At 48.5% G+C, this 12,313-nt stretch carries 8 protein-coding genes; 6 read left to right on the top strand and 2 right to left on the bottom strand.

Annotated features, from left to right (window positions below):
• Window positions 1–49: 49 nt before the first annotated feature.
• A complete protein-coding gene (locus RH89_RS18075) occupies window positions 50–2,374 on the bottom strand; it encodes a Tex family protein (RefSeq protein ID WP_004405158.1) in 2,325 nt (774 codons plus the stop codon).
• A 57-nt stretch (window positions 2,375–2,431) separates the two neighbouring features.
• A complete protein-coding gene (gene greB, locus RH89_RS18070; RefSeq protein ID WP_004405156.1) occupies window positions 2,432–2,911 on the bottom strand; it encodes a transcription elongation factor GreB in 480 nt (159 codons plus the stop codon).
• Between the two features lie 220 nt (window positions 2,912–3,131).
• Here greB and fdhD point away from each other — a divergent pair, with 220 nt between their 5' ends.
• The 6 genes from fdhD to RH89_RS18040 form a co-directional block, all read left to right on the top strand.
• Window positions 3,132–4,016 carry a formate dehydrogenase accessory sulfurtransferase FdhD gene (fdhD, locus tag RH89_RS18065; protein WP_004405155.1) on the top strand — a complete coding sequence of 295 codons (885 nt, stop codon included), beginning with the start codon at window positions 3,132–3,134 and terminating at the stop codon, window positions 4,014–4,016.
• Between the two features lie 38 nt (window positions 4,017–4,054).
• Complete coding sequence (locus RH89_RS18060) at window positions 4,055–6,340, top strand: FdhF/YdeP family oxidoreductase (protein ID WP_004405154.1); 2,286 nt, start codon at window positions 4,055–4,057, stop codon at window positions 6,338–6,340.
• Between the two features lie 199 nt (window positions 6,341–6,539).
• Window positions 6,540–7,259, top strand: coding sequence for an osmolarity response regulator transcription factor OmpR (ompR, locus tag RH89_RS18055; RefSeq protein ID WP_004405153.1), 720 nt, complete (start codon window positions 6,540–6,542; stop codon window positions 7,257–7,259).
• 123 nt (window positions 7,260–7,382) lie between these two features.
• Complete coding sequence (gene envZ, locus RH89_RS18050; protein ID WP_004405152.1) at window positions 7,383–8,690, top strand: two-component system sensor histidine kinase EnvZ; 1,308 nt, start codon at window positions 7,383–7,385, stop codon at window positions 8,688–8,690.
• Window positions 8,691–8,818: 128 nt separating this feature from the next.
• Window positions 8,819–10,909: an ATP-dependent DNA helicase RecG gene (gene recG / locus RH89_RS18045; RefSeq protein ID WP_004405149.1), complete on the top strand. Its 2,091-nt coding sequence runs from the start codon at window positions 8,819–8,821 to the stop codon at window positions 10,907–10,909.
• A gap of 362 nt (window positions 10,910–11,271) precedes the next feature.
• Window positions 11,272–12,313 (top strand): glycosyltransferase (locus RH89_RS18040; RefSeq protein ID WP_038146631.1); only part of this gene is annotated, 1,042 nt, incomplete at its 3' end.

The following is a 12,313-nucleotide window of genomic DNA, read 5'->3' as shown; positions in this document are numbered from 1 at the left end:
AAAGAAGGCGCTGAGTTCAGCGCCTTTCTATTTTCAACTTGGGAGGAGATTAACGCTTCTTCGCATTAGCAAAGGCAGCCGCGAATGCACCACCCATTGCACCGTTTTGAGGCTCGTTGTGTTTTCCTTGGTTGCGGTTGCGTTGATTGTTTCTGTCTTGGCGCTGACCAGAAGGTCGAGAACTGCGGTTGTCTTGTCCCGGCTCGTCATTCAGCCTCATTGAAAGCCCGATGCGTTTGCGCTGAACGTCCACTTCCATCACCTTCACTTTGACGATGTCACCAGCTTTCACTACTTCACGAGGGTCAGACACGTAGCGGTCGGTCAGTGCAGATATGTGTACCAGACCATCTTGGTGGACGCCGATGTCCACAAAGGCACCAAAGTTTGCCACATTAGAGACCACACCTTCCAGCACCATGCCCGGCTCTAGATCCGAGACAGCATTGATGCCGTCAGCGAACGTCGCGGTTTTAAACTCAGGACGAGGGTCGCGTCCTGGCTTGTCGAGCTCTTTGATGATGTCGGTAACGGTCGGTAAACCAAACGTGTCGTCAGTGTAATCAGCGGCTTTCAGCGCTTTTAGGAAACCGCTGTCACCAATCATACCTTTGACGTCTTTCTGGTTTTTTTCCGCGATGGATTTCACTACCGGGTAGGCCTCTGGGTGAACCGAAGACGCGTCCAGCGGGTTTTTTCCGTCCATGATGCGAAGGAAACCGGCACATTGCTCGAATGCTTTAGGACCAAGGCGCGCGACTTTCTTCAAGGTTGTGCGGCTTTCAAAGCGACCATTCTCATCACGGAAGTCGACAATGTTTTGTGCCAGCGTGCTGGATAGTCCGGCAACACGAGTAAGCAGCGCCGGAGAAGCGGTGTTTACATCTACGCCTACGGCGTTAACACAATCTTCCACCACGGCATCCAGACGTTTTGCCAGCAGGCTTTGGCTGACATCGTGCTGATACTGACCAACTCCAATCGATTTCGGATCGATTTTCACCAGCTCTGCCAGTGGATCTTGCAGGCGACGGGCAATCGACACTGCACCACGCAGCGACACATCCATATTCGGGAATTCTTTCGCCGCCAATTCTGATGCTGAATACACCGAAGCCCCTGCTTCACTGACGATGATCTTCTGCACTTTCAAATTGCCGCGTTTGATGACGTCTGCCACAAAGGCGTCGGTTTCACGTGAAGCGGTTCCGTTACCAATGGCAATCAGGTCCACATTGAACTGGCGAACCAGTTGCTCTACTACATGTGCAGATTTGTCGTATTGCTTTTGAGGTGGGTGAGGGTAAATAGTGTCTGTCGCCAGCACTTTACCCGTGGAATCCACCACTGCAATTTTCGAACCTGTACGCAAGCCGGGGTCAAGGCCCAAAGTGGCGCGAGGTCCTGCTGGCGCCGCCATCAACAGGTCTTTTAAGTTGGTGGCGAATACTTCAATGGCTTCGATTTCTGCGCGCTCCTTTAGCGCTGCCATCAGTTCGGTTTCCATGTGCATGGAAATTTTAATGCGCCACGCCCAACTGATCACTTGCTTACGCCAGCTATCGGCAGGAGCTTGGCTAAGGTGGATACCGTAGTGCTCGGCAATGATGGATTCGCAGTACGAACCGCGCTGACCTTCTTCCTGTTGCGGGTCGGCATTCATTGCCAATTGCAGGAAACCTTCGTTACGACCGCGAAGCATAGCCAGAGCACGGTGTGACGGTGCTTTGCTGATCGCTTCATCGTGCTCGAAGTAATCTTTGAACTTCTCACCTTCACGCTCTTTGCCCTCGATAACGCGCGCGCTCAACTCGGCGTGTTTATTCAGGTACACACGTACCTTCTCTAGCAAGTTCGCATCTTCTGCAATGCGCTCCATGATAATGGCGCGTGCACCATCCAAAGCGGTTTTGGTGTCTTCAATGCCTTTTTCACTATTGAAGTATTTACTGGCTTCGCTTTCTGGATCGTGCTCAGGTTGCTGCCAAAGGGTGTCCGCGAGTGGCTCTAAACCAGCTTCAATGGCGATTTGCCCTTTGGTGCGACGTTTGGGTTTGTAGGGCAGGTACAAATCTTCAAGACGAGTCTTGCTGTCAGCACCGTTGATTTCTGCTTCAAGTTCGGAGGTAAGTTTGCCTTGCTCTTGAATCGATTTTAGAATGGTCTGGCGGCGCTCGTCCATTTCCCTCAGATAAGAAAGGCGTGCGTCGAGGTTACGCAATTGAGTGTCGTCTAATCCACCCGTTACCTCTTTACGGTAACGGGCGATAAATGGAACTGTGTTGCCATCGTCGATCAGGGTAACAGCGGCAAGGACTTGCTCGGTACGAACACTGAGTTCTTGAGCAATGGTTTGACAGATAGCTTGGCTCATCCGTGTGTACTCTTAGTTATTCTTTAGAATGTAGGAAAGGTCGATACGTCTAGAAGCTTAGCTCTGGTCGTACTGAATGGCATTGATAAACCATTCTTTTTCACCTTCAGGAGTGCGGACCACGCATTCGTCGTCCACTTCTTTTTTTAGCAGGGCTCGCGCCATGGGCGAGTCGATGGAGATGTAATCTTTCACTCCACCGTAAATTTCATCAGGGCCGACAATGCGAAAGCGTTTAACGTCGCCAGCTTCGTTCTCGACTTCCACCCAGGCACCAAAGAAGACTTTGCCTTCTTGCTGAGGGGCGTAATCCACTACTTTGACCTGTTCCAGTCTTTTGCGCAGGTAGCGGACCCGGCGGTCGATTTCGCGTAAACGTTTTTTGTTGTACTGGTAATCGGCGTTTTCTGAGCGGTCGCCAAGGCTGGCTGCCCACGTCACTTTCTTGGTGACTTCCGGGCGATCTTCTTTCCACAGAAAATCCAATTCTTCTTTAAGGCGGTTGTAGCCTTCGCGGGTAATTAAGTTTGTTTTCATCCAGCTTTGAGCGGTATCCGAAGTTAGGGTCTGTTGTACCACAAGTCGGTTCAAATGGAATGCATCAACTTATGGGATTTGAGTAATTTTGACATGGGATTTAATTTCAGCCACGGAATGTCGCGATTTCGACATCAAGTGCCCATTTTTTATGCTCTGATGTGGCGTAGCACGTCATTTGCTGTTTCATTTTATGTATGGAATAGAAAATGAGCCAGCAATGACAAAAATTAGAGCAACAGGTTCCGTCGTTCAAGTGAGAGAGCAAAGTTCCGAATCCGTCAGAAGTGTCAATCGACTCAAAATCAGTCGCGGTCACGCTACTCCTCAGACTGACACCCTAGTCGTTGAGGAGCCGCTGGCAATTTGGTTGCGCCAGAAATCAGAAGATACCATCAACGAAAAGCTCTGGATGTCGACCATGCGAACACCGGGACAAGACGAAGAAATGGTGACTGGATTACTGCTGGCAGAAGGAGTAGTAACGAGCGCTGCGGACATTCGAAGCATCAATCTGAATGAAGACTCGGATGGCAGGAATCAGTGTGCGGTAGAGATATCAGACAAGGTCGTTGTGGATTTTGATGACCTGACGCGCGCACCTTCCTATTCAAGCTGCGGGATCTGCGGTAAATCTTCAATTCGTTGGCTGGAAACTCGTGGGGTTCCTGCCCTGCAAGGGGAGTCTGGCTGGTTGCATCCCCAAGTCGTCACCAAGTTGCTCGAGATATTGAAATCCCATCAGGCACTGTTTGCTCAAACGGGGGCATCGCACGGATGCGCATTGTTTGATGAGCAGGGAGAGTTTCTGGCGATAGCGGAAGATGTGGGTCGACACAATGCGCTGGATAAATTGGTAGGGCTGAGGGCTCGTGACCGTAAGCTTGAAGCTCAAGGTCAAATGGTAGCGCTCAGTGGGCGAATTAGCATCGAGATGATGCAAAAGATCGTAGTAGCAGGAATCCCCGTCGTGGTTTCCGTCGGCGCTCCCACTCATATTGCAGTGCAAATGGCGCAGCGCTTTGGGGTGACATTGATTGGGTTCTGTCAGCAAGCGTCTTTTAACGTCTATTGCGGTGAGCATCGTTTGTCGGAAAGTATGTAGAAAATGAGACATATCTGATACGGATATCGGAGTCAGTCATGACAGTTAAAAAATACAAAGGTAATGCGGGTGGCTGGGGCGCTTTAATGAGCACGACTCAGCACTTAATGAAAAGTGAAAGCGTCATTCGCAATATTCGTAACTTACTCAGCACCAACCAGCACGATGGTTTTGATTGCCCCGGCTGTGCTTGGGGCGAGTTAGAAGAGAATCGCCGCTTTAAGTTCTGTGAAAATGGTGCGAAAGCCGTGAACTGGGAAGCGACCAGCCGACGTGTGCGAGCCGATTTCTTTGCAACTTACCCAGTCTCATGGCTTGCCAAGCAGAGCGACTATTTTTTGGAAGATCAGGGGCGACTTTCCGAGCCTATGGTTTATAACGCAGAATCCGACCACTATCAGCCAATTCGCTGGGGAGAAGCGTTTGAACTCATCGCCAAGCACTTAAAAGCCTTACCTGACCCCAATCAGGCAGAGTTCTATACCTCTGGCAGAGCCAGTAACGAAGCAGCATTCCTGTATCAGTTGTTTGTGCGCGCCTATGGCACCAACAACTTCCCGGACTGTTCCAATATGTGCCATGAAGCCAGTGGTGTAGCGCTAAAACAGTCGATCGGTGTGGGAAAGGGTACTGTCACCTTGAATGACTTCGAACACGCGGACGCCATTTTTGTATTTGGGCAAAACCCAGGGACCAATCACCCTCGAATGCTGGATACGTTAAGGAGTGCCTCATTGCGAGGGGCAAACATCGTGACCTTTAATACGTTGAAAGAGCGAGGGCTGCAAAAATTTACCAATCCTCAAGCGATGGATGAAATGTTGACTGGCGGCGGTACTCAACTGACTCATCACTACTTTACGCCAAAGCTGGGTGGCGATATGGCTGTGGTGCGCGGAATGGCGAAAGCTCTGTTGGCGATGGAAGAAAGAGCACCCTCTTCGGTATTTGATGCAGAATTCATAAAGGACCACACTCTTGGTTTAGATACTTACCTAGATACCGTGCGAGCGACTCCGTGGGACAAAATCACAGAACAATCCGGGCTTAAGCAAAATGAGATAGAGCTGGCAGCGCGAATTTATCAGCAAAGTGAAAATGTGATTCTGACCTGGGCGATGGGCATTACCCAGCACCATCACTCGGTGAAAACCATTCAGGAGATGGCTAATCTTCAGTTGCTGTGTGGGCAAATTGGCAAGAAGGGCTCCGGTCTTTGCCCAGTTCGTGGTCACAGCAATGTACAAGGTGACCGAACCATGGGGATTGATGAAAAAGCCCCTGCCGCTTTGTTAGATTCTCTTGAAGCGCAGTTTGGGTTTAATCCACCCAGAAAAGCAGGGCACAACACAGTGCAAGCGATTCAAGCGATGGAAAATAGAGAAAGCAAAGTCTTCATCGCTTTAGGCGGAAACTTTGCTGCGGCGACGCCGGATACCGAGCGAACTCTTAAAGCACTGGCGTCCTGCGAATTAACGGTGAATATCGCAACCAAGTTGAATCGCACTCACGTGACTCCCGGAAAAGCCTCCTTGCTATTGCCTTGTTTGGGGCGCACGGACATCGACCTGCAAAAAAACGGAGCACAAAAGGTGACGGTTGAAGATTCATTCAGCATGGTTCATGCGTCTGGTGGAGTAGTCGAAAGCGATACCGCCAATATGCGCTCTGAACCTGTCATCGTGGCTGGTATGGCTAATGCAGTTCTGGGTAAAAGTCCGGTCGACTGGCTTTCGTTAGTCGAAGACTATGACCGAATCCGAGACTTAATCGAGCGAACCATTCCCGGGTTTGACGATTTTAATCAGCGCATCAAAGAGCCTGGCGGGTTTTATCTTGGTAACCGAGCGGCAGAGCGGATCTGGATGACTGAGAGCAATAGAGCCACATTTCATTCTCATGAATTGCCTGACTCTATTATCAAGTGGGCGAAGCCAAGGAAAAACAGTGCTCCCGTTTTTGTGTTACAAACCATGAGATCGCATGACCAGTACAACACCACCATCTACGGGTTTAATGACCGCTATCGAGGCGTTACCGGTGAACGTAAAGTGCTGTTTATTAATTCTTCAGATATCAAACTACTCGGGTTGGAAGAGGGAGATCGGGTAACCATTACGGCTTGTTGGGGGGATGACATAGAGCGAAAAGTCAGCGAGTTCAAGCTGGTGCCTTACGATATTCCGGCAGGCAATCTGGCAGCGTATTTCCCAGAAACCAATCCTCTGGTGGCGTTAGACAGTCATGGGGAGCTGAGTTTTACCCCGATTTCGAAATCCATTCCTGTGACAATTGAAAAAATAGAATCATCTTCTGTGATGTAGAAGCATAATTCTCTGATAAAGAAGATTTCTCTGACAATATTCTCTCGCTGTCCGTATGAGATAAAGTATATACTCGTGCTTCTATAGGTGTTTCATATATGAAGCGAGGAAATAAAGTGTAACAATTGATCGAGTGAAAAACGCTCAGTCAATGCTACCTTTATGGCGATGTTAAAAGTTGTTAGCGGAAGTAAGATCTATGCAAGAGAACTACAAAATACTAGTGGTAGATGACGATGCTCGTTTACGTTCATTGTTAGAGCGCTACTTATCTGAACAAGGTTTTCAGGTGCGTAGTGTTGCCAACAGCGAACAGATGGATCGTCTGCTAACACGTGAAAACTTTCATCTGATGGTGTTGGATTTGATGCTGCCAGGCGAAGATGGTTTGTCTATCTGCCGCCGTCTGCGTAATGCCAACAACATGCTGCCTATTCTGATGCTGACGGCAAAAGGCGATGAAATCGATCGTATCGTTGGTTTGGAAGTGGGTGCCGATGATTACCTGCCAAAGCCGTTTAACCCTCGTGAATTGCTTGCCCGTATTCGTGCGGTATTGCGTCGTCAGACCATTGAAGCGCCGGGTGCGCCAAGTGCTGAAGACAAAGTGATCGAATTTGGTGATTTTGTGCTTAACCTTGGCACGCGTGAAATGTTCCGTGGTGAAGAGCCTATGCCTCTGACTTCCGGTGAATTTGCCGTGTTGAAAGCACTGGTAACTAATGCCCGTGAGCCGATGTCTCGTGACAAGCTAATGAACATGGCTCGTGGACGTGAATACTCAGCAATGGAACGCTCCATCGATGTTCAGATTTCTCGTTTGAGACGTATGCTGGAAGAAGACCCAAGCCGCCCGCGCTATATTCAGACGGTCTGGGGACTAGGTTACGTATTTGTGCCAGACGGCAAAGAGATGTAATCCTAACTAAACCGTTAAGATAGGGAGTAAAGACGCACAAACGTGACGAACTTACTCCCTAACTTTTTTCATCACAATAGGTCTTCAGACCCTAATCACAACAAACATCCCAAGGAGCCTTCCATGCGATTACGCAGCTCCCGCACCCAAAGTATTTTTCTTTTTCTTACTTTGCTGATCGCCAGTCAGGTGTTCTCTTATTTTGCTGTTTACAACTACGCGCTTTTGCCCAGCCTGCAACAGTTCAACCGTATTCTTGCCTACGAAATGAACCTGATGCTGGATGAAAGTGTAGAGCTTGAATCCGGGGTGACCCTCGATGCCCCTCAGCGTAGAAAGCTGTTAGAGCAGCTTGGCGTTACCATGCATACTCTGGACGAAGCCATTGTTGAAGAGTATGACCGCGCGACTGAAATCGAACTTATGAGTCAGGAAATGACAACTGCATTGGATCGGGAAAGTCACGTTCGCCTGATTCTGTCAGACGAAAGCTATGTTCTTTGGGTAAAAATTGAGTCGCTTCCCGGGTTTCTTATTCGCATTCCTCTTTCTGAATTGCAGGAAGAAGACTTTGCTCCATTTTTCCGCAATAGCCTGATTGGTGCTTTATTGATTATTGCAGGTGGCTGGCTGTTCATCCGTTTGCAAAACCGCCCTCTGATGGCATTAGAGCGTGCCGCGAAGAGCGTAGGGCGTGGAGAGATCCCACCGCCGGTTCCAGAACGTGGAGCGACGGAGATAAAAGCAGTAGCGAAAGCCTTTAATCAGATGTCCCGTGGTATTCAGGAACTAGAAGGCGATAGGGCGTTGCTGATGGCGGGCATCAGTCATGACCTGCGTACTCCGCTCACCCGAATCCGTCTGGCTACTGAGATGATGTCCCCGGAAGATGCTTACCTTGCCGAAGGCATCATCAGCGACACGGAAGAATGTAACGAGATCATCAGCCAGTTTATGGATTACCTGAAGCCGGTTAACAAAGAGTCGTTTACATCAATTCATTTGAGCGACATTGCGAAAGAAGTAGCAAGCTCAGAAGGCGGCTACGAAATTCAGGTCGAAACCGACTTCTTTGAAGACAGCAAACCTGTGCTCGGCAGCCCAATCGCCATCAAACGTGCGATCAGTAACTTGGTGGTCAACGCCATTCGCTATGGAGACGGCTGGGTTAAGGTCAGCTCCGGCATGACAGCAGATAACAAGCTAGCGTGGGTCTGTGTGGAAGATAATGGTCCCGGCATCGAAAAAGACCAGATTGCCAAACTGTTTGAACCCTTTACCCGAGGTGACACCGCCCGAGGAAGTGAAGGCACTGGACTGGGGCTTGCGATAGTGAAACGTATCATGAGCCAGCATCATGGCTCGGTGGTGGTCAACAACCGCAGCGAGGGTGGATTAAAAGTTCAGATCAGCTTCCCGACCGCGAAATAAATAACGCAGCAGACAGAGCCTCGAAAATCGAGGCTCTATTGTTTTCAGCCCCCTTGAAGATCTTGCGATAGCAAGTCAAACTAACTCTCTGAATCCACGTTTACTTTTCTGAGCAAGAGAGCATTCCTATGTCCCAACTGTTATCTGCCATTCCACTGACTGAGCTTTCCGGCGTGGGTGCGAAAGTAGCAGAAAAGCTTGCCAAAGTTGGGCTGCACAATGTGCAGGATCTTTTGTTTCATCTGCCTTCCCGTTATGAAGACCGTACCCGAGTCTATCCCATGGCGAAAGTCCACCCTGGGCTATGGGCGGCGGTGCAGGGGAAAGTCATGGGAGTAGACACCATATTTGGTCGTCGAAAAATGCTGGTGGTTAAAATAAGCGATGGCAATGGCACCGTTACTCTGCGTTTCTTCAATTTCACCGCAGGGATGAAGAACAATTTTTCTAACGGTAAGGTGGTACACGCTTACGGTGAGATAAAGCGTGGCGCTAACGGGTTGGAGATCATTCACCCCGAATACAAATTCCACGCGGCGGATCATAAAGTCGAAACCGAACCCACGCTAACGCCAGTTTACCCGACGACAGAAGGGCTTCGTCAGCTCACCCTACGTAACCTGACTGATCAGGCTCTGGAATTGCTGGATAAAGCCGCCGTCACTGAGCTGCTTCCTTCTGGTCTGTACAACAATCAGATGACCATGGGGCAAGCACTGCACATTATCCATCGACCTTCTCCTTCGATTGATTTAGAAGCCTTTGACTTGGGTGAGCACCCCGCTCAAAAGCGTCTGATTTTAGAAGAATTACTGGCGCAAAACCTGTCCATGCTGGCGGTTCGAAGCAAAACCCAACTGGATGCCGCGTTGCCTTTGCCAAATGTGGATGGGCTCAAAAACCAATTGCTGGATCTATTGCCATTTAGCCCAACGGGGGCACAGCAGCGCGTGGTGAAGGAAATCGAGCAAGATTTAGAGAAGCCTCACCCAATGATGCGATTGGTGCAAGGGGATGTAGGTTCCGGTAAAACTCTGGTTGCAGCGCTTGCGGCGGTTCGGGCTCTGGAACATGGGCAGCAGGTCGCTTTGATGGCCCCAACCGAGTTACTCGCTGAGCAACACGCCATCAACTTTGCCAACTGGTTTGAACAAATAAAGCTGAACGGTGAACCCATTAAGGTGGGTTGGCTGGCTGGCAAATTAAAAGGCAAAGCCAAAGAGAAAGAACTGGCTTCCATTGCCAGTGGCGAAGCACAAATGGTGGTAGGTACGCATGCACTGTTTCAGGAACATGTGGAATTCAAAAACTTGTCACTGGTGATCATTGATGAGCAACATCGCTTTGGGGTACATCAGCGTTTGGAGTTGCGGGAGAAAGGCACCAAACAAGGCTATTATCCGCATCAGTTGATCATGACCGCCACCCCAATCCCAAGAACCCTAGCCATGACGGCATACGCCGATTTGGAAACCTCGGTTATTGATGAGCTACCGCCAGGGCGAACCCCCATTCAAACTGTCGCGATCCCAGATACCAGACGTAAAGATGTGATTAACCGAGTCCGCAGTGCCTGTCTTGACGGCAAGCAAGCCTACTGGGTGTGTACCCTGATTGATGAATCTGAAGTGTTAGAAGCGCAAGCCGCCGCGGATACCGCCGAAGAGCTGAAGCTTCAACTGCCGGAACTTAAAGTTGGGTTGGTACACGGCAGAATGAAGCCCGCTGAAAAACAAGCCATTATGGCGCAGTTCAAAAGCAATGAACTTCACTTGCTGGTGGCAACTACGGTAATCGAAGTAGGAGTGGATGTACCTAATTCCAGCTTGATGATCATTGAGAACCCGGAAAGACTAGGCTTGGCACAACTTCACCAGCTACGAGGACGAGTTGGGCGAGGTTCAGTTGCCAGCCATTGTGTACTGCTTTACCACTCTCCACTTTCAAAAACAGCTCAAAAGCGATTGGGTGTGCTTCGAGAAAGTAACGATGGGTTTGTCATTGCACAGCGCGATTTGGAAATTCGTGGACCGGGTGAACTGCTTGGAACCAAACAAACCGGATTGGCGGACTTTAAGATTGCCGATCTGGTGCGGGACCAAAAAATGATCCCAGAAGTTCAGCGTATTGCCAGACACCTGCACGAGCAATATCCAAACAATGCTCAAGCTATCATAGACCGCTGGTTGGGCGACAGAGAGCTTTATTCAAACGCGTAATAGTCATTACTATTTTTATCAAAATAGGCAGTCAGCATCATGGCTGCCTTTTTGTTATTTAATTAGTCAATAAAAATAATCTAAGTCAAATAAATGGTAATTACATTTATTTTTATTCCTATATATTGATGTAAAGCTTTTCTTTTCCGGGTTTATATCGGCTTTTTTCTTTTGTCTAGAATATAAATCTCAAGATAGATAAACCATTGGAACAGTAATTTATAATTGTTAAGTGTGTCTAACTTTCATCCAAACTTAATGTAACCCTAATTTTATTGGTGATATTTTTCGCAGTAAAAAATAAATCAAAATAATAGTGTTGTTATTAGTTTTGGTATTTATAAATGGGCTTGGAACATTAAATGGCGAATATATTACTGGCTAGCCATTGGGTGGGAGGAGATATACTTCCTTTTATTCGAATGGGCGTGTATTTAAAAAAGCAGGGACATCAAGTTCGTGTTTTCAGTCATTATGGTTATAAGGATTGGGCTGACGAAGCTGGGTTGAATTTTACTGCTTGGGAAAGTGAGCAGGAATACCAACAGCTGCAAGTTGCTATACCAGATTTCCTTGAACCCTTCACCCAGCCACACCAATTCGAAGCTTTTCGGAATCAATATTTAAGCCCAGAGCGTCGCCTTAAAGAATTCAATATTATGGTCAAATGGGCTGCTGAGCCTGATACCGTGATCATTGGTCGCTGTCGTTCCAGTATTGCTGCCATGCACCTGTCTGAGGTGCACAAGATTCCTTACATCAACGTATATCTTGCCCCAAGCAATTTAAGCTACATGATGCTTATCAATCAGAGCTTTAAAGCGTTAGCAGATCGTGAAATCAATAAGTTAAGAAATGAGCTTGGTCTTAGTACTCAGTCCACATGGCTGGATTACCAGTGCTCAGCACCTCACAGTCTGGCACTCTGGAGTCATCTTCCAGAGTGGAAATCTGAAATCTCGAGGCAGTTAACGCCTGAAGCCATTGGTTTTCCGTTACCTCAACCTGACGAATCCAATGAGATGCCGGACAACATTGCCCACTTTCTGTCTCAATACCCTAACCCTATATTAATTACGGGTGGAACCAGTCAACTGATTTCAAAAGATTTTTATCGAATCGCGATAGAGGTCTGTGAGCAATTTGACCGAGCTGCTATCGTCGTGACAGAACACGACCACTTGCTCCCTAATACTTTGTCTTCGAAGGTTTTGAGAGCCAGAAGATTGCCTTTTGATAAGGTGTTTCCACATTGTTCTTTAGTTATTCATCATGGCGGAATTGGCAGTACCGCTCAGTGTCTGGCTTCAGGTGTCCCCCAGCTTGTCATGGCTCATATGACTGACGGACCTGATAACGCCAGAAGGGTTGAATCATTGGGAGTCGGCCGATTCCTACCGCAAT

The sequence above is a fragment of the Vibrio nigripulchritudo ATCC 27043 genome, from assembly GCF_000222685.1.
Lineage (GTDB): Bacteria > Pseudomonadota > Gammaproteobacteria > Enterobacterales > Vibrionaceae > Vibrio > Vibrio nigripulchritudo.
Note: the sequence above shows the minus strand (reverse complement) of the source record. Positions and strands in the feature narration are given on the sequence as shown.